The organism is Sandaracinobacteroides hominis (assembly GCF_016464365.1).
Taxonomy (GTDB): Bacteria; Pseudomonadota; Alphaproteobacteria; order Sphingomonadales; family Sphingomonadaceae; genus Sandaracinobacteroides; species Sandaracinobacteroides hominis.
Window position 1 is genome coordinate 583,266 of the sequence record NZ_JADCUC010000001.1, and the last position, 18,727, is coordinate 601,992.

At 64.7% G+C, this 18,727-nt stretch carries 16 protein-coding genes and 1 tRNA gene; 9 read left to right on the top strand and 8 right to left on the bottom strand.

Annotated features, from left to right (window positions below; all coding sequences use genetic code 11):
- Window positions 1-6: 6 nt before the first annotated feature.
- From IM784_RS03010 to IM784_RS03035, 6 genes are read left to right on the top strand one after another with little or no spacing between them, the layout of a single operon-like run.
- Window positions 7-1,305 carry an MFS transporter gene (locus tag IM784_RS03010; protein WP_207791640.1) on the top strand — a complete coding sequence of 433 codons (1,299 nt, stop codon included), beginning with the start codon at window positions 7-9 and terminating at the stop codon, window positions 1,303-1,305.
- Window positions 1,302-2,201, top strand: coding sequence for a hydroxypyruvate isomerase family protein (locus IM784_RS03015; protein WP_199553780.1), 900 nt, complete (start codon window positions 1,302-1,304; stop codon window positions 2,199-2,201). Before IM784_RS03010 ends, IM784_RS03015 begins: the two co-directional genes overlap by 4 nt.
- Window positions 2,198-2,989 (top strand): 3-keto-disaccharide hydrolase, encoded by a 792-nt coding sequence (locus IM784_RS03020; RefSeq protein ID WP_235976493.1) that lies wholly within the window; start codon window positions 2,198-2,200, stop codon window positions 2,987-2,989. Before IM784_RS03015 ends, IM784_RS03020 begins: the two co-directional genes overlap by 4 nt.
- A gap of 2 nt (window positions 2,990-2,991) precedes the next feature.
- Window positions 2,992-3,558, top strand: a complete 567-nt coding sequence (locus tag IM784_RS03025; protein WP_199553781.1) for a gluconate 2-dehydrogenase subunit 3 family protein — start codon at window positions 2,992-2,994, stop codon at window positions 3,556-3,558.
- Complete coding sequence (locus tag IM784_RS03030; RefSeq protein ID WP_199553782.1) at window positions 3,555-4,406, top strand: sugar phosphate isomerase/epimerase family protein; 852 nt, start codon at window positions 3,555-3,557, stop codon at window positions 4,404-4,406. Before IM784_RS03025 ends, IM784_RS03030 begins: the two co-directional genes overlap by 4 nt.
- Window positions 4,407-4,410: 4 nt before the next feature.
- Window positions 4,411-6,093, top strand: coding sequence for a GMC family oxidoreductase (locus tag IM784_RS03035; RefSeq protein ID WP_199553783.1), 1,683 nt, complete (start codon window positions 4,411-4,413; stop codon window positions 6,091-6,093).
- Here the strand turns inward: IM784_RS03035 and IM784_RS03040 are convergent.
- The 5 genes from IM784_RS03040 to IM784_RS16960 all read right to left on the bottom strand — a co-directional run bounded on the left by IM784_RS03040 (window position 6,090) and on the right by IM784_RS16960 (window position 9,959).
- Window positions 6,090-7,136, bottom strand: a complete 1,047-nt coding sequence (locus tag IM784_RS03040; protein WP_199553784.1) for an AI-2E family transporter — start codon at window positions 7,134-7,136, stop codon at window positions 6,090-6,092. The two genes, IM784_RS03035 and IM784_RS03040, sit on opposite strands and share 4 nt — an antisense overlap.
- 73 nt (window positions 7,137-7,209) lie before the next feature.
- A tRNA-Thr gene (locus IM784_RS03045) sits at window positions 7,210-7,284 on the bottom strand.
- Between the two features lie 109 nt (window positions 7,285-7,393).
- On the bottom strand, window positions 7,394-8,728 hold the full coding sequence (locus tag IM784_RS03050; RefSeq protein WP_199554173.1) for a sensor histidine kinase: 1,335 nt from the start codon (window positions 8,726-8,728) through the stop codon (window positions 7,394-7,396).
- A gap of 112 nt (window positions 8,729-8,840) precedes the next feature.
- Window positions 8,841-9,497, bottom strand: coding sequence for a response regulator transcription factor (locus IM784_RS03055; protein WP_199553785.1), 657 nt, complete (start codon window positions 9,495-9,497; stop codon window positions 8,841-8,843).
- Window positions 9,498-9,542: 45 nt separating this feature from the next.
- A complete protein-coding gene (locus IM784_RS16960) occupies window positions 9,543-9,959 on the bottom strand; it encodes a PepSY domain-containing protein (RefSeq protein WP_235976494.1) in 417 nt (138 codons plus the stop codon).
- 113 nt (window positions 9,960-10,072) lie between these two features.
- Here IM784_RS16960 and IM784_RS03065 point away from each other — a divergent pair, with 113 nt between their 5' ends.
- Complete coding sequence (locus IM784_RS03065) at window positions 10,073-11,857, top strand: ABC-F family ATP-binding cassette domain-containing protein (protein ID WP_199553786.1); 1,785 nt, start codon at window positions 10,073-10,075, stop codon at window positions 11,855-11,857.
- A gap of 9 nt (window positions 11,858-11,866) precedes the next feature.
- On the opposite strand, the gene IM784_RS03070 is transcribed toward IM784_RS03065, so the two are convergent.
- Window positions 11,867-13,171 (bottom strand): polyhydroxyalkanoate depolymerase, encoded by a 1,305-nt coding sequence (locus tag IM784_RS03070; RefSeq protein WP_199553787.1) that lies wholly within the window; start codon window positions 13,169-13,171, stop codon window positions 11,867-11,869.
- 177 nt (window positions 13,172-13,348) lie between these two features.
- Between IM784_RS03070 and IM784_RS03075 the strand changes: the two genes are divergently transcribed.
- Window positions 13,349-14,155 (top strand): 3-hydroxybutyrate dehydrogenase, encoded by an 807-nt coding sequence (locus IM784_RS03075; protein WP_199553788.1) that lies wholly within the window; start codon window positions 13,349-13,351, stop codon window positions 14,153-14,155.
- Window positions 14,156-14,240: 85 nt separating this feature from the next.
- Here the strand turns inward: IM784_RS03075 and IM784_RS03080 are convergent, their stop codons facing one another.
- Window positions 14,241-15,509 (bottom strand): SAM-dependent methyltransferase, encoded by a 1,269-nt coding sequence (locus tag IM784_RS03080; protein ID WP_199553789.1) that lies wholly within the window; start codon window positions 15,507-15,509, stop codon window positions 14,241-14,243.
- A 149-nt stretch (window positions 15,510-15,658) separates the two neighbouring features.
- On the opposite strand from IM784_RS03080, the gene IM784_RS03085 reads away from it, so the two are divergent.
- A complete protein-coding gene (locus tag IM784_RS03085; protein ID WP_235976495.1) occupies window positions 15,659-17,431 on the top strand; it encodes a gamma-glutamyltransferase family protein in 1,773 nt (590 codons plus the stop codon).
- Here the strand turns inward: IM784_RS03085 and IM784_RS03090 are convergent.
- On the bottom strand, window positions 17,425-18,657 hold the full coding sequence (locus tag IM784_RS03090) for a DUF418 domain-containing protein (protein WP_199553790.1): 1,233 nt from the start codon (window positions 18,655-18,657) through the stop codon (window positions 17,425-17,427). The genes IM784_RS03085 and IM784_RS03090 overlap by 7 nt on opposite strands.
- Between the last annotated feature and the right edge of the window lie 70 nt (window positions 18,658-18,727).

An 18,727-nucleotide genomic window follows, 5' to 3' on the forward strand; every position in this document is an offset into this window, starting at 1 on the left:
TGCAAGTTGAGTGAAGCGCACGCTGTTATCGCCAACCGAAGCCGACTGTTCTGGCTGGGCGTGCTCGCCCTGTTCACGGCCGCCTCCAGCGCCGCAATCCGCGCGGCGATCGCCGGCGACCTGAAGGCGGAGTGGATCGACCCCGTCGCCCCGGTCCATGCCGGCGAACTGATCGGCACGGCACTCGGCTCGGCGTTCCTTGGCTTTGCGCTCACCGTCTTCATCGTCAGCGCCATGCTGGACAAGATCGGCATGCAGCGCGTGCTGTTCGGATGCGGGCTCTGCTTCATAATCGGCACCGGTCTCATCGTCGGCGCCGGCTCCCTCGCGGAAGGTATGCGCATCTATCATGTCGTGCTGGCGGGAATGACGCTCAGCGGTATCGGCTGGGGGCTGGCGGAGGCGGCGATCAACCCGCTGACCGCCCGCCTCTATCCAGAGGACACGACGCACCGGCTGAACGTTCTGCACGCCTGGTATCCCGGCGGGATGATCGTCGGCGGGCTTGCGGGTTTCCTGCTGTCGTCGGTGCTGCCCTGGCAGGGCATCCTGGCGCTGGTGTTCGTGCCGGCCGTTCTGGTCGTGGCGCTCGCCCTCACCACCAGATTCCCGACGCCCGCGAGCACCAACTCCGACACCAGTTTCGGCGAGATGATGGCAGAAATCGTCCGCCGCCCCAGCTTTCTGATCTGGTTCGCGGCCATGTTCCTGACGGCGGCGTCCGAGCTGGCGCCCGGGCAATGGATCGACGTGGCGCTGTCCAATCGTGTCGGTATGCGCGGTATCCTGCTGCTGGTTTATGTCAGCGCGCTGATGTTCGTGTTCCGGCATTTCGTCGGCAAGATTGCCAACCGCATTTCCAACCCCGGATTGCTTTGGGTTTCCAGCTTGCTGGCGGCGATCGGCCTGTTCCTGCTGTCGCAGGCGCAATCGCCGGCGTCGGCCATCCTTGCCTCCACCGTCTGGGGGCTGGGCGTGTGTGCGATGTGGCCGACGATGCTGGCGTCCGTTGCAGAGCGCTACCCGCGCGGCGGGGCGTGGGCGCTGGGGCTGATCGGCTCGGCAGGTGCGCTGTCCAGCTATTTCGTGCTGCCGCAGCTGGGCCGGATGTTCGACGAATATAAGGTACAGTTCGCTGGTGGGCCTGAGGCGTTCAAGGCGCTTGCCGGTGAGGCGCTGCGCGAAGTGGAAGATGCCGCAGCCTCCGCTTCTTTCCAGCGGCTTGCGCTGGTGCCGATCGTGCTTCTCTTCATCTTTGGCGCCGTCTGGCTGATGGACCGCCGCAAGGTGGCGAAGCCGGCATGAGCATCGCCCGTCGCACGGTGCTGGCGGCTGGGGCCGCCGTCGCGCTTGCCCCATCAGTGCGCGCGGCCTCCAATGCCGCGCGCTTCTCGATGCACTTCGCCCCGCATGAAGGCAGTTTTGCCAGCCGCGGCGGGCTGCTGGAGCAGATCGCCTTTGCCGCCGATCAGGGCTTCACCGCCTGGGAAGACAATGACGCCCGCAAGCGCCCGGTCGCCGAACAGGAGGCAATGGCAAAGGCGCTGTCCGCGCGGGGAATGACGATGGGCGTGTTCGTCGCCAACCCGCCGCAATGGGCCGCCTCGCGCCCGGTGCTGGGCGGCAACGACGAGTCGGAGCGGGAGGGCTTCCTCGCCGACGTCCGCGCCTCGGTGGAGGTAGCGAAGCGGCTTGACGCCAAGTGGATGACGGTGGTGCCGGGTTTCCTGGACAAGCGCCTGCCGCTGGATATCCAGACCGGGCGCGTCATCGATGCCATGCGCCGCGCTGGCGACATCCTGGAGCCGCACGGGCTGGTGCTGGTGATGGAGCCGCTGAACACCCGCACCGATCATCCGGGCATGTTCATGCAGACCGTGGCGCAGGGCTATGCCGTGGCGAAGGGCGCGAACAGCCCCTCGGTCAAGGTGCTCGCGGATTTGTATCATGAGCAGATCCAGTCGGGGAACCTGATCCCCACCATGGGCGCCTGCTGGGACGAGATCGCCTATATCCAGGTGGGTGACAATCCGGGGCGCAAGGAACCGGGCACCGGCGAGGTTTCGTATACGAATGTGGTCCGGTGGCTGCGCGGGCAGAAATATGCTGGAGTGATCGGCATGGAGCACGGCAATTCCTTGGCCGGGCGCGTGGGAGAAGAGCGGCTGATAGCCGCCTATCGGGAGATTGACCGGCCATGAGAATGTGCACATTCGTGGCGGCGCTGGCGCTTGCCGGCGCTGCGTCTGCGCAGGAAAAACCGGGCTTCCGCGATACGCCGATGCTGCCGGACGGAACATGGCGCGTGCATGATCCGGATCGGCCTTATCCTGCAGTTGTAACGCCCGGCGCGAAGCCCGGCGACGCGCCATCCGATGCCACCGTGCTGTTCGACGGCACGTCGCTGGATGCCTGGACCTCCGCCCAGCCGTGGAAGCTGCAGGGCGGCGTTCTCACCGTGCCGCCGCGCGCGGTGAAGGGCGTCGGCAACGACCTCGTCTCCCGCCAGTCGTTCGGGGACGTGCAGCTGCACCTGGAATTCCGCACCCCCTCCCCTGTCCAGCACAGCTCGCAGGATCGCGGCAATAGCGGCATCTGGTTCATGCAACGCTATGAGGTGCAGATCCTCGATGGCTATCAGAACCCTACGTACGCCGATGGCACGGTGGGCGCTGTCTATGGCTGGAAGCCGCCGCTGGTGAATGCGGCGCGTCCGCCGGGCGAGTGGCAGAGCTATGACATTGTCTTCGAACGCCCGCGCTTTGCCGCCGACGGCAAGCTGGAAAGCCCGGCCTATGTCACCGTCTTCCTGAACGGCGTGCTGGTGCAGAACCGGCAGGCGATGCTGGGAACCACCATCTGGCGCAAGGTCGCCACCTATCAGCCGCACGGCGATGCAGCGCCGATCCAGCTGCAGGACCATGATTCGCCTGTTTCCTTCCGCAACATCTGGGTGCGGCCGCTGGCCGGCGCCCCTTCGGAGAAGTGACCATGATCGACCGTAGAGACGCGCTGGCAGGGATGGCCGCCATGTTTGGTGCAGCCATCTTCCCGCCCATCGCCCGGGCTGGCGGCTTTGTGCCCGCCGTGCTTCCGCAGATCAGCACGGGCGCACCGAGCGCGCCGGTGTTCACCGCCTCGCAGCGGGCATTGATGACACAGCTGTCCGAACGGGTGATGCCGACGACCGACACGCCCGGCGCGATTGCCGCCGAAGTGCCCGCCTATATCGAGAAGCTGCTGGCAGACTGGTCGTTTCCGGAGGAGCGCAAGCCGATCATCGCCGGCCTGGACGCCATGGATGCCGCCAGCCGCGCCCAGTTCGGCAAGCCTGGCACCGAGGCCTCGGCTGAGCAGCTCGACGCGCTGCTGACGCAGGCGATGAACGACAAGCTGCCCGGGGGTAGCGGCTTTTTCGAGCCGTTCCGGCAGATGGTGCTGACCGGCTATTTCACTTCGGAAATCGGCATCACGCAGGAGCGCGAATATCTGCCGGTGCCCGGCGGATATAACGGCGCCTATCCCGTCTCCGAAATCACGAAGGTGTTTTCCTCATGATCGCTTCCCGCCCCGTCGTCTCAAGACGCGAAACGCTCGCCGCGCTTGCCGCCGGTTCCGCCGCATTGGCTGCCCCCGCGTGGGCAAAAGGGGGGAAGAAGGTGGGTCTGCAGCTCTATACCCTGCGCAATCTGTTCGAGCCCGATCCCGTCGGCACGCTGAAGCAGGTGGCCGCGATCGGCTATAGGGAAGTCGAGTTCGGCGGCGGCGGATACGACAAGATGGATGCGGCCATGCTGCGCAAGGCGATGGAAAGCGTCGGGCTTGTCTCGCCTTCCATCCATGTCGGCTATGATGCGCTGCTCACCAGTCTGGATGCCGAAGCAGACCGCGCGAAAACGCTGGGCGCCGGTACGATCGTGCTCCCCTATATGACGAAGGAGCATTTCACGGCCGAGGCCTGGACAACCGCGGTTGCCAACATGAACCGCTTCGGCGAGCAGCTGAAGAAGAAGGGGCTGGGCTTCGCCTATCACAACCATCATTTCGAGTTCCTGGAGAAGCCGCAGGGCATCAGCCTGTTCGACCGATTCATGAAGGATCGCGATCCGGCAGTCGTGCACTACGAGCTGGACCTGTTTTGGGCGGTGAAGGCCGGCGAGGATCCAAAGGCGCTGATCAAGCGGCTGGCCGGCACAGTTTTCGCCTATCATGTGAAGGACATGAAGGCAGATGGCTCGATGACAAGCGTCGGCGCTGGCACCATCAATTTCGCCGACATCTTCACGCTGAATGCGCTGGCGGGCGTCGAGCATTTCTATGTCGAGAACGACCTGGCCCCCGCGCCCTACCTGCCCGACATCACCGCCAGCTTCGCCGCCACCTCCAAGCTCCTTTCGAAGGCCTGACGACATGACCGCAACAGATCGCTTCGACGCCATCGTCATCGGCTCCGGGATCACCGGCGGCTGGGCCGCCAAGGAGCTTACCGAAAAGGGGCTCAAGGTGCTGATGCTCGACCGCGGACCGATGGTGGAGCACGGCGTCGACTATACCTATGACGGCAAGCCGGCGTTCGAGATCCCGGCGCGCAACACCATGCCGCCGCCGCTGGTGGAGAGCGACTATTTCATCGCGAAGAACGGCTATCCGAAGCCCGCCAACCTCGCCTTCTATAACAATGACCGGCTGAACCCCTATGCCTATGAGGACGGCGACAAATTCTACTGGATCCGCCCCGGTGCGTTCGGCGGCAAATCGCTGATCTGGGGCCGCTGGAGCTTCCGCTGGAGCGAGACGGATTTCGAGGCGAACAAGCGCGAAGGCGTCGCCATCGATTGGCCGATCCGCACTGCCGACATCGCCCCCTGGTACAGCTATGTGGAAAAGTTCGTCGGCGTCTCCGGTTCGCACGAAAACCTGCCCTATCTGCCCGACAGTGAGTTTCAGCCGCCGATCCCGATGAACGTCGCGGAAAAATGGCTGAAAGGCCGGGTGGAAAGCGAATTCCCGGGCCGCAAGCTGATCAGCGCCCGCGTCGTCAACATGACCGAGGACAAGCCCGAACAGGGCCGCAGCAAGTGCCAGTTCCGCAACCAGTGCGACCGCGGCTGCTCGTTCGGGGCCTATTTCTCCACCCAATCCTCCACCCTGCCCGCCGCCATGGCGACGGGTCGGCTGACGGTGAAAGCCGACACCATCGTGACCGGGCTGGATTATGATCCGGTGAAGAAACGCGTGACCGGCGTTCGTGTGGTCAACACCAGGACCGGCGCCGCCGAAACGCTGACTGCCAGGATCGTCTTTCTTTGCGCCTCTGCAATGGCATCCGTGCAGCTGCTGATGAACAGCCGCACCGCCGACGGCGCCAACAGCCATTTCAACAGCAGCGGCACGCTGGGCCGCTATGTGATGGACCATATCTTCCGCGTTGGCATCTCGGGCGAAATCCCGGGCATGACGGAATTCATCGAGTTCGGCCGCAGGCCTGCCGCCGTCTATATCCCCCGCTTCCGCAACCTGAACGGTAACGAGAGCCTCGGTTTCAGCCGGGGCTATGGCTATCAGGGCGGGGCCTCGCGCAGCCCGGCGCATCCCCAGGGCTTCGGCGCCTCGATGAAGCACGGCATGCGCAGCTATGGGCCGTGGTACTATGGGATGGGCGCCTTCGGGGAGTGCCTGCCCTATGAGGACAACCATGTATCGCTGCACCCCGACAAGCGCGACCGCTTTGGGCTTCCGCAGATCAAGTTCAACGTTCGTTTCCGCGACAATGAAATCAAGATGATGGACGACGCGCTGGCGCAGGGCGAACTGATGCTGAAGCAGGCGGGCCTGAAGAATATCCGCAGCAGCCGCAGCGAGCATGTGCCCGGAGACGCCATTCACGAAATGGGCGGCGCGCGCATGGGCAACGATCCGCGCGAATCCGTGTTGAACAAGTGGAGCCAGGCGCACGACGCCTCCAACCTGTTCGTCAGCGACGGGGCGCAGATGGTATCCATCTCGTGCGTGAACCCGTCGCTTACCTTCATGGCGCTGACGGCGCGCGCGGCCGATCACGCCGTCAAGCAGCTGAAGTCAGGCGCTATCTAGGGCTTTTCCGCACTGTCCCCTCCGAGCAGGTCTGCGACCCAGCTGGCGGAGGGGACGACGCGGCAGATCGCCAGGATGACGATCGACATCTGGACGCCGATGAAGGCGCCCGGAATCCCCCAGATGATGGCCCAGAAGAACACCGAGAACAGCACCAGCACGGCCGACATGGAAAGCGCCGATCCGGCCATGCGCGGCTCTATATAGCTGCCCAGAATGAAGTTGATGGCGGTCGTGCCCCCCACCACCACGAATATCATCCACGGCGTACCGAATTGCGCGGCCGCGAACAGGCCCAGGAAAATGCTGACGATCAGCGGACCGATGAAGGGGATGAAGTTCAGCGTTCCCACCAGGATCGCCCAGGCCAGCGGCTCATCCAGTCCGATCAGGCGGAAGAAAAGATAACAGATGATGGCGTCGATGATGCTGACCACCAGCCGCACCTTCATGTAAAGGCCGAACTTCCGCGCGACATCTGTGGCGACGTCGCTGATGCGCAGCCACGGCCGCTCGGCCTCGATACGGGCGAGGCGCTTGCCGGCGCCCTCCAGCTCCGTGAGGCCCAGCACGACAAAAACGAAGATCAACAGTACGAAGCCGCTGATAAGCCGCATCTGCCCGGCCAACGCCGCGGCAGGCCCGATAATCCAGCGCGGGTCGAAGTTGCTGGGCAGCAGCATGTCGATCGGCCAGCCGCGCTGCGCCATCGCCGCATCGAACTCGACATACAGCGTCTCGAACCGCCCCAGGTTTGCAAGCACCCACATTGTCACCTGCCCGGCGCCCCAGAAGACGATGGAAAAGAAGACAAGGACAATGGTGATCGTGACCAGCACCGTGACGACGAGGGCGAGCCCCTTGCCGATCAGCGGCTGCAGCCGGCGCATCAGCGGCGCCGCGAGCGCGATGATGAAGAAGGCGAAGGCCAGGGGTTCAAACACCGCACCTCCGAAATAGAGGGCAGCGACTGCTCCAAGCGCGCCCAGCACGATCAACGCCAGCTGCGGCCCGTTCCGAACTGCCGCCTTGTCTTCCCTCATGCCCTGCCCCCTGCGCAAACTCACTGTCGCGCAGCTTAGACACGCTTTGATTGCGGATTTCCAGAGAGGGTCATGGTGCTGCCGGGGAGGATTGAACTCCCGACCTCAGCCTTACCAAGGATGCGCTCTACCACTGAGCTACGGCAGCAACTACATGACCTCTGCCGGGGTGCGGCGATGCGCTTCCCGGCGGGAGGCCGGGCGCTTGCATTAGCTCGAAGGCGAAGTCAAGCGCCGGCTGGCGATGAAGCTGCACATCAGCCGGATTGTGGGCCGGAATCGCCACAGGCCGGGAGCCGCAGCGAAGCCAGCAATCCGCCGAGCTCCTCGCTTTCCTCCAGTGCGATGCTGCCGCCATAAATGCCGGCCACATCCCGTACGATGGCAAGGCCGAGGCCCGTGCCGGGCTTGCCCGTGTCCAGCCGCGCCCCGCGCTCGAACAGGCCTTCGCGCAGCTTCATCGGGATGCCCTGCCCGTCATCCTCCACGTCGATGTGCACGAACGGCTGCTCGCCGGAAGCCTTGGTGCCGTGCTGCACCGTACTCACCGTCACGAACACGCGCCCGCCGCCATATTTGGCGGCATTGTCGATAAGGTTGCCCGCCATTTCCTCGAGGTCCTGCCGCTCGCCCCGGAACGTGGCGCTCTTGTCGCCGGCAAGGTCTATCACGACCTCCTTTTCGGCATAGATGCGCTCGACAGCGGCCACCAGCCGTTCGAGCGCCGGCCAGACGTCTGCCCGCGCGGTGGAATCCGTCCGGCGTCCCATGGCACGGGCACGTGCCAGGTGGTGATCGATGTGCCGCCGCATCGTGGAAAGCTCGCGGATTACCGCGCGGGAAAGGTCCGGGCTTCCGGCAGCGGCCTCGTTCATCAGCACGCTCATCGGCGTCTTTAACGCGTGGGCCAGATTTCCGGCATGCATCCGCGCTGCCTCGGCTGCCTTCTCGTTATTGTCCAGCAGGGCGTTCAGCTCGTTCACCAGCGGCGCCACTTCTGGCGGAACGTCGTCTGTCGGAGCCCGGCGCGCGCGACCCGAGCGGATGGCCGCGATCGCAGCCGACATTCGTCGCAGCGGCATCAGGCCGATGGTCGCCTGCAACACCCCCAGCAGGAACAGACCCGCCCCCAGCGCCCCCAGAGACCACCACAGGGTGCGACGGACGCCGGCGAGCTGCTCGTCCAGCTGCTGCGTGCTTTGCGCCACCTGGAAGCGCCAGACGACGGGAGAGCCGGGGATTATGCCATCGCGCTCGATGATGCGGAGCGGCTCGTTGCGGAACACCATTGTGCGGGAAATGCAAGGTTCCACGCAGGATTTGTCCAGGTCGGCCGGCAGTTCCCGATCCCAGAGCGATCGCGAGCGGAACGGCGGGCGGTCCCGGCCGCTTACCTGCCAGTAGAGGCCTGAATAGGGTTCGTTGAAGCGCGGATCGACAGGCTGGCGGTTGAAACGCACCTCACCGAACGGATCCAGCTCGGCTGCCCCGATCATCGCGGGCATGGCGACGGACAACTGCGCGTCGAAATTGCGGGTGATGGTTCCGGTAACGATCCGATCGAGTGCGATACCGCCTACAACAAGCAACACGGCGATCCAAACCGCCGACAACAGCAGGATGCGCTGGCTCAGCGAGCCCGGCGTGCGAAGACGCCGGGCAGGCCCACCCGCAGCAGCCGCGTCCGGGCCCTCGCCTATCACCTCAGCTTTCGAGGCTATAGCCGAGACCGCGGATGGTGGTGATAAGATCTGCACCGAGCTTCTTGCGGATACGGGTGATGAACACTTCGATGGTATTGGAATCCCGGTCGAAATCCTGATCATAGATATGCTCGATCAGTTCGGTTCGGGAAACGACCTTGCCCTTGTGGTGCATCAGATAGGACAGCAGCTTGTATTCCTGCGCGGTCATCTTCACCGGCTCGCCGGCCAGCGTAACCCGGCCGGAGCGGGTATCGAGCCGCACATCCCCGGAAACCAGCTCGGACGAGGCATTGCCCGACGAGCGGCGGATCAGAGCCCGCAGGCGGGCAATCAGCTCTTCGGACTGGAATGGCTTGGCGAGATAGTCGTCGGCACCGGCATCGAGCCCGGCGACCTTGTCCGACCAGCTGTCACGCGCGGTGAGAACCAGAACCGGCATCTTGCGGCCAGATTTGCGCCAGCGGTCCAGCACCGTCAGCCCATCGATTTCCGGCAGGCCGAGATCGAGGATCACGGCATCATAGCTTTCGGTTTCGCCCAGAAACTGGCCTTCTTCGCCGTCATGGGCGTTGTCGACGGCATAACCGGCGGATTCGAGTGTCTGGCGCAACTGCCTGGCGAGCGAAGGCTCGTCCTCGACGATCAGGATTCGCATGAACTTTTCAAACTCCTTACCCGGCGCCCCTGCCGGAACGGGTTCCTATTGCCGGGCAGATAATACCCTGCCGGTGCGGCCGTCCATATCGACCCAGACGACCTTGCCATCCGATCGCATGAACTTGAAGCGATAGATGTCGCGCGAAATGTCGGGTTCCACGCCCAGATACTCGCCGCGACCTATTGCACTGGCGCGGCCATACAACTCCTTGAAGGGCCGCATCTGGCCGGATTCCGAACGGTCCTTGGCATGTTCCTGATCGGAAACCTCGCGCGGGCGATTGCGATCCGGGCCCGGAGGATAGGCCTGCGCCGTCCGTTCATAGCCGCGCCGGGAATCGCGCGGCGCACCTTCACCGGGCGAAAAAGCCAACACGGGGGCAGACAGCACCAGCATGGCGGCTGCGGGGAGCATCATCCGGAACGAGCGGCGGCTGGCGAAATACCGTATGTTTATCATGGAGCTAATGTATGTTGCGCCAGATAGGCCCGGGGCACTGAACAGCTTCTGAATAAGGATACACACTGCCGTTCAGTTGCCTCAGCCGGAACGGCATGGCAAGCGCCCGCGCCATGGCAGCCCCGATCATTTCCCTGGAAGACATTCGCCTGCGTCAGGGCGACGGTTTGTTGTTCGACGGCCTTTCCTTGTTCATCGGCGCGCGCGACCGGCTGGCGCTGATCGGGCGCAACGGCGCCGGCAAGACGACGCTGCTGCGACTGATCGCCGGAACGCTGGAGCCGGACGTTGGCCGCCGGTCTGCGCAACCCGGTGCCCGCGTTGTTACGCTACCGCAGGATCCCTCGGTTGCGGGATTTGCCACTCTTGCCGATTTTGCGTTGGCAGAACCGGATGCGCCGCCCCGTCACGAGGTGGAATCCATCGCCACCCAGTTGGGGATCGACCTTTCGACGGACGCGCAGACGGCTTCGGGTGGGGAGCGCCGCCGGGCGGCAATTGCACGGGCGCTGGCACAGGCGCCTGACCTGCTGCTGCTGGATGAGCCTACCAACCACCTCGATCTGGAAGCCATCGACTGGCTGGAGGGCTGGCTGACCCGCTATACCGGGGCCTTCCTCGTCATCAGCCACGACCGCACCTTCCTGACGAAGTTGACGAAGGCCTGCCTGTGGCTGGACCGGGGGGCGCTGAGGCGGCAGGAAGTCGGCTTCGGCGGTTTCGAGGCCTGGAACGAGGCGGTGCTGGCCGAGGAAGCGAAGATCGCCGACAAGCTGGACAGCAAGATCGCGCAGGAGCTGCACTGGCTGCAACGCGGCGTGACCGCCCGCCGTCGTCGCAATCAGGGCAGGCTGGAGCGGCTGCATGTGATGCGCGCCGAACGGAAGTCGATGCTGGGAATGCAGGGCACGGCGAAGCTGGGGCTGGCGACCGACGATGTGAAATCGAAAATGGTGATCGAGGCCATCGGCGTGGGCAAATCCTTCGGCGAGCGCGAGGTGCTGAAGGATTTTTCCATCCGTATCCAGCGCGGCGACCGCATAGGCATTGTCGGGCCGAATGGTGCCGGCAAGACAACATTGCTGAAGCTGCTGACCGGCGAGCTGGAGCCGGACACCGGCACCGTGAACCGGGCGAAGACGCTGAGCGGCATCACCATCGATCAGCAGCGGCGGCTGTTGGACCCGGACAAGCGGGTTCGCGATATTCTGGCGGATGGCGGCGACTGGGTGACGGTTCGCGGCGTGAAGAAACATGTGCAGGGCTATCTGAAGGAATATCTCTTCTCGCCCGGCGTTGCCGACGCGCGGATTGGCGGATTTTCCGGTGGGGAGCGGTCGCGCTTGTTGCTGGCGAGGGAGTTTGCGCGGGAGTCCAATCTGCTGGTGCTGGACGAGCCTACTAACGATCTGGACCTGGAGACGCTGGACCTGCTGCAGGAAGTGATTTCGGACTATGAAGGGACGGTGCTGATCGTTTCGCACGATCGGGATTTTCTGGACCGGACGACGACGATGACCATCGGGCTGGATGGTTCCGGGCGGGCCGACATCGTGGCCGGCGGGTTCCGGGAGCTGGAGGCCTTGCGGGCTGCCCGGGCAGAGGCCCGGCGGCCGGTGAAGCAGGCTTCCACTCCTTCCGAGCGGCCTCGGGAGAGTGTGGCGAAGAAGCTTGGTTTCCGCGATCAGCATGACCTCGACAAGCTGCCGGGGGAGATTGCCCGACTGGAGGCGGAAATCGGCAAGACCGAGGCGGCTATGGCCGATCCGGGCCTGTATGTGCGCTCGCCGCAGACGTTCGAAGCGCTGAGCGGCGAGCTGGACGCGCTTCGCCGCAAGCTGGAGGCCGCCGAGGAGCGGTGGCTGGAGCTTGCGGAGAAGGCGGAGGCCTTGGACTAGGCGAACGCGTTAAGCGAACTCCACGCCCTTGCCCGGTTCCATGTCGATGCTGTGCTTGCCCTCGCCGTGGAGCGGGGCATCCGGGCAGGTGCTGCGGATGAACTGCTCGACCTGGGGGGCGATCATGTCGCGCCATTTCCGGCCATTGAAGATGCCGTAGTGGCCGACGCCGGGAACCATGAAGTAGCTCTTGCGGGATTGATCGAGGTTGACGGCGATATCGAGCGCAGCGCGGGTCTGGCCGAGGCCGGAGATATCGTCGCGCTCGCCCTCGATGGCGAACAGGCTGACGTCGGTTATGGCGCCCGGATCGACGGGGACGCCACGGTGCATCATCTTTCCATCCGGCAGCAGGTGGCGCTGGAAGACGACGTCGATGGTCTGCAGGTAGAATTCGGCGGTCATGTCGCAGACCGAGCGATATTCCTCGTAGAAGGTCTTGGTGGCTTCGGCGGAATCGCCATCGCCCTGCACCAGATGTTTGAACATTTCCCAATGGGAAATCATGTGGTTGCCAAGGTTCATTGACATGAAACCTGCGAGTTGCAGGAAGCCCGGATAGACCTTGCGGCCAGCGCCTTCATAATAGGGCGGCACTTCGGCAATGACATTGTGCTCGAACCAGGCGTGCGGGCGCTGCATCGCCAGCTCGTTGACGGCGGTGGGCGCCTTGCGGGTGTCGATCGGGCCGCCCATCATCGTGAGCGTCGCCGGCAGCGCCGGATGCTTCGAGGCGGACATCAGCGCGACCGCCGCATAGACCGGAACCGAGGGCTGGCAGACGGCGAGGACATGGGCGCGCGGCGAACCGGCGGGCGTGATCGCATCCAGCCAGTCGATGACATAGTCGATATAGTCGTCGAGATCGAAGCTGCCCGCCGACATCGGTGCCAGCTTCGCGTCGCGCCAGTCGGTGACATAGACATCGTGGCTGGGAAGCATCCGCTCCACTGTGCCGCGCAGCAGCGTGGCATAATGGCCCGACATCGGAGCGACGATCAGCAGCTTCGGATCGGCGGGATCGGCGCCTTCGCGGGCGAATCGTTTCAGCTGGCCGAAGGGCTTGCGATCGACGATTTCCTCGGTCACCAGCGCCTGCCTGCCGTCGATCAGGGTCGACTCGAAGCCGAATTCGGGCTTTCCGCGCGGCGCGGCGGCGTGGGAAAAAACATCCAGCGCAGCCGACGCCACTTCCCCGATCTGGCTGTAGGCAAAGGGATTGGCGGGGTTGGACCACCATTCGGAACCGAGTCGGGCGGCGACGCTGGCGCCGGCGAACCAGTTCTTGCCCAACTCGTAGGCGTTATAGAGCATCGCTTCTTATCCTTTGGAATATCTCAACTATGTGGCGGAACCATCATGAGGTGCGGCGCTTTGGCGCAGGGCTGCGGCGCAGGTTCTTTCACCGTTCATGGTTCAACGCTAATCCTCGGCGGTGGCTTGTCCATGGATTTTTTGCACTGCAACAGAGTTAACAGGTTCCACAGGAGAATGAACGAGATGGCAAACGCTCAAAATGGTGCAGCGCCGTTGGCCGGCAGGCGGGCTGCCGTTACCGGATCGACCAGCGGGATCGGGCTTGCCATTGCAAATGCGCTGGCCGCCGCCGGCGCCGATGTGGCGCTGAACGGCTTTGGCGATGCGCAGCCGGCGATTGCGGAGGTTTCCGCGCACGGCACCAGGGTGATCTTCGCCAATGCCGATCTTTCCGACGGCGATGCGGCGGAAGCCTGGGTGCGCGAGGTCCAGGCCGGGCTGGGCGGACTGGACATATTGGTGAACAACGCCGGCATCCAGCATGTGGAAGCGATCGAGACGTTCCCGAATGACAAGTGGAACGCCATCCTCGCCATCAATCTTTCCAGCAATTTCCATACGATGAAGGCCGCGATCCCGGCGATGAAGGCGCAGAACTGGGGGCGTATCGTCAACATCGCCTCGGCGCACGGGCTGGTCGCCTCGCCCTTCAAGTCGGCCTATGTGGCGGCGAAACATGGCGTGCTGGGGCTGACCAAGACCGCTGCGCTGGAGCTGGCGGAGACGCTGATCACGGTGAACGCCATCTGCCCCGGTTTCGTCGATACGCCGCTGGTGCAGGGGCAGATTGCCGACCAGGCGAAGGCCAACAACATGAGCGAGGAACAGGTGATCCGCGATGTGATCCTGGCCTCGCAGCCGAGCAAGCGGTTCGTGCCGCCTGCCGATGTCGCGGCGATGGTGGCCTATCTCTGCTCCGAGGCGGCGGGTGGAATCACCGGGTCCGCGCTTTCCATCGATGGCGGCTGGACGGCCCGTTAGGGCGCGAAACTTCCCAAAGTTCCCACCATATCGTGCGCGTGCGCCCACCCGCGCGTGGCAGAAAATCCCTGTGTAGGACAGGGGTTTATCTGCGGGACGCTTCGCTTCCATCCGTCGTGGATGGCATGGAGTTGCGCTGTAGGACAGGCGGAGGCGCGGCGAGATATTCCCGCGTGATCGGCACCGCGTCGCGCTTGCGGCTGAGCTGCAGCTGGAACACGACATGGTCGTCGAAGAGGAAGGCGTTGGCGGCGCCGCCCAGATAGAATTCCCACATGCGGAAAAACCGCTCGTCGTAGAGGGCGACGATCTCCGCCTTCTTCTCGCGGCAGCGCTTCAGCCAGTGGAGCAGCGTGTAGCCATAGTGCAGGCGCCACACCTCGACATCGTCGACCCAGAGGAAGGCGCGTTCGATGTGCGGCATCATCTCGCTGAGGGCCGGGGTGTAGCCGCCGGGGAAGATGTATTTCGCCGTCCAGGGATCGGTGGCGCCCTTGCCGCTGGAGCGGCCGATGGTGTGGATGAGGGCGACGCCATCCTCTGCCAGCAGCTCGCCGACCTTGTCGAAATAGGTGAAATAGTTGGGGCGGCCGACATGCTCGAACATGCCGACCGAGACGATGCGATCAAAGGGGCCCTTCACGTCGCGATAGTCGATCAGCTCGTAGCGGACCTTGTCGGCGATGCCCATTTCCGCGGCCCTGGCGCGGGCGTATTTCAGCTGTTCCTCGGAAAGCGTGACACCCAGAACCTCGGCGCCTGAAACCTTGTGGATATGGCGGGCCATGCCGCCCCAGCCGCAGCCGATGTCGAGAACCCGCATCCCCGGCTTCAGCAGCAGTTTCTTCGCGATGTGATCGAGCTTGTCGCGCTGGGCCAGTTCCAGATCGCTGTCCGGCCCGTCGTTGCCGGGGCGGAAATAGGCGCAGCTGTACTGGCGCTCGGCGTCGAGGAAGAGATCGTAGAGCTTGTCGTCGAGGTCGTAATGGTGGGCGACGTTGCGCCTGGAGCGCGCCTTTGCGTTCAGTTCGTCCCAGCGGGCCGCCATGCGCTGCTGGTTCCAGAGGCTGACGCGGAGCGCGTTGGAGCGGTCCCATGTGAGGTTGCGGCCGACGAGATCGAGAAGATCCATGATATCGCCGCTCTCGACGATGAGGCGCCCGTCCATGAAGGCTTCGCCGGCGCCGAGTGCCGGATTGGTGGCGATGCGGCGGGCGGTCGAGCGATCCGTGAGCCGTACGCGGACCGGCGTTTCAGTCCGGTCCCCATATTGGTGGACCTTCCCGCGATGGTCGGTGACGTCGATGGCGCCATGGCGGATGGCGCGGCTGAGTAGTCGTGAAAGCAGCCACATGCGCCGCTTTGTGTCGCATCCGCAGGGCAGAAGGCAAGACCGGTTTTGGCGCTGGGCCGGTTCTTTGCCGTGCTGCTTTTTCCGATTTGCGCCATTCCCCCGATTTCCGGCATTCACTTGTGCGGCGTGACCTGCTTGATACGGACGTCATGGAAACTTCCTTCATTCGCCCTGCCCTGCTGGTCGCTGTCGGCCTGGCGCTTTCCACGGTTGCCGCCGCGCAGACGGCGCCGCCGCTGTCCAACCGACCCGGCGATCCGGCGTTTCAGGGCCGCTCGCCTGCGGTTTCGGCGCACGGGATGGCCGCGACCGCCCAGCCGCTGGCGACGCAGGCGGCGGTGGAGATCTTGCAGGCCGGTGGATCGGCCGTGGATGCGGCGATTGCCGCCAATGCCGTGCTGGGGCTGGTGGAGCCGACCGGCAATGGCATTGGCGGAGACCTGTTTGCGCTGGTCTGGGATCCGGTGGCGAAGCAGGTGGTGGGGCTGGATGCCTCGGGCTTTGCGCCGGCGAAGCTGAACGTGACGGCGCTGCGCAGGCGGAGCAAGGACGGCGTGATCAACCCGCTGGGGATGGACGCGGTGACCGTGCCGGGCGCCGTTGCCGGGTGGGAGGCGCTGCACAAGCGCTTTGGCAAGCTGCCGCTGGACCGGGTGCTGGCGCCTGCGGTTCGGCTGGCGAAGGAGGGCTTTCCGCTGACGCCGGTGATTGCGCGCGGCTGGGCGCGGGGCGTGGCGAATTTCCAGAAGAATGAGAAGAGCATTCAGGGCGGGGCGCTGGCGACGGTGCTGTATGCGCCGGGCGGGCAGCCGCCGGTGATGGGGCAGAAATTCACCAATCCCGATCTGGCGGCGACGCTGGAGATGATCGGGACTGGCGGGGCGGCGGCCTTTTATCAGGGCGCGTTTGCCGCCGATCTGGAGGCGCAGTTCCGGCAGTTCGGGCGGGCGATGTCTGCAGCGGACCTTGCGGCGATGAAGGCGGAGTGGGTGACGCCGATTTCGGCGCCCTATCGCAGCGTTCGGCTTTGGCAGATTCCGCCGGCCACGCAGGGGGTTACCACCTTGCAGATGGCGCGGATCGTGGAGCGGTTCCCGATGGGGACTTTATCCGAGGCGGACCGGCTGCATCTGCTGATCGAGGCGAAGAAGCTCGCCTTTGCCGACCGGGCGAAGTTCCTTGCCGACCCGCGGCAGGTGAAGGTGCCGGTGGCCGGGCTGCTGGCCGACAAGTATATCGCCGCGCGTGCCGGGCTGATCCGGATGGACAAGGCGCTGCCGGACGATGTGCCGCCGGGGGATCCGGAAGAACATAGCGACACGACCTATCTGGCGACGGCGGATTCGGCGGGGATGATGGTGTCGCTCATCCAGTCCAACTATCGCGGGATGGGGTCTGGCGTGGTGGTGCCGCGGCGGCAGCCTGTGGCGGGCGGACGCGGCACCTGGGGCTTCATGTTGCAGAACCGGGGGGCGCAGTTTTCGCTGGATGCGAAGGCGGCGAATGTGATCGCGCCGGGGAAGCGGCCCTTCCACACGATCATTCCGGGGATGGTGACGAAGGACGACGGGCCTTTGCTGGCGTTCGGGGTGATGGGCGGGACCATGCAGCCGCAGGGGCAGGTGCAGGTGCTGGTGAACCTTGTCGATCTGGGGATGAATTTGCAGGCGGCGGGCGATGCGCCGCGCGTGCGGCATCTGGGCAGCCCCGATCCGGGGGATGGGCGGGAAACGCCTCCGGGGGTGTTTCTGGAGGGTGGCATTGGGGCGGCGACCCGGGCCGATCTGAAGGCGCGCGGGCATGTGCTGCTGGATACCGCGCAGGATGTGGGCGGCTATCAGGCGGTGATGTGGGATGCCGTGAACCGGGTTTGGTGGGGTGGCACCGAGATGCGCAAGGATGGAGTGGCGTTGGGTTACTGATAGGCTGGCGGTTGCATTGGTTGGCGCTGCCAATGGGCCAGCGAGCGCCATAGCCATTCGAAGGGGCCGTAGCGGAAGTGTTGGAGCCACGGCTTTGACCAGGCGAGTTGCACGGCCCAGACGGCGAGGACTACGCCGTAGACCTGCGGGCGGGTGAGCTGTCCGTAGAGGCTGAGGCCTATGCCGGTGAAGACGAGGTTGGCGAGGATCGAGGCCGTCAGATAGTTGGTGAGCGCCATTCGGCCGCAGGCGGCGAGGCGCGACAGGAGGCGGGGGAAGAGGCCGAGCTTTACGATCGAGATGATCTTGGCGGCATAGCCTATGGCGACGAGGGGGGCGATGAGGACGCGGGCGGCGTCGGTGAAGAAGAAGACGGCGGGGGCGAAGCCGCTGGAATAGAAGCGCCAGCCGAGGAGGGCGCTGATGCCCCAGCCGACGGGCACGAGGATGAGGGCGACCTTCACATAGTGGCGGGTGTCGAAGCTGCCCTGCCACCAGTTGAGGCGATAGAGGCCCATTCCGATCAGCATCAGCCCCACGGTCTCGCTGAAGAATTCGAAGGGGAGGAGGAAGAAGCGGGCGAAGAGCACGGCTTCGTGGCGGATGGCGAGGATTTGCGGGAGGCTGCCGCGATACATGGCGGTTTCGCGGGCGACGTCTGCCGGATCGGATTGGGTGACGCTGCGCAGGCTGTTCCAGGCTTCGATGGCGGCCTTACCTGGGTTGGGGGCGTGGATGGCTGCCTCTGCGGCTAGGGCCTGCAGGCCGAAGCTGAGGTTGATTGCCGCCTGTGCGCCGAGCGCGATTACGCCGAACAGGAACAGGCGGTTGGCGGGGATGTGGCGGAGCGGGAAGACGGCGAGGCCGGCGAGCGCGAAGGGGAGCAATATGTCTCCGGACCAGAGCAGCGAGGCGTGGACCATGCCGAAGAGGAAGAGAACTGCCATGCGGGCGACGTGGCGGCTGGTTTCGTTGCCGGCGGAGCCTTCGGCCATCAGCAGCATGGAGGCGCCGAAGAGCATGGCGAAGAGCGAGCGCATCTTGCCGTCGAAGGCGACGTAAGCGACGGCCCACAGGCTGAGGTTGGAGCTGGTTTCGCCGCCTGTGTATTGCGGGTTGAGGTAGGCGGCGCCGGCGTAGGCGAAGCCGATGATATTCATCACCAGGATGCCGAGGACGGCGACGCCCCGGATGGTGTCGATGCTGGTGACGCGATCCGGCTGCATTTGCAGGAAACTGGCACAGGCCGTGGCGCGACGCCAGCCGCGATTCAGCGCCTCTTTCGCCTGCCCAAGC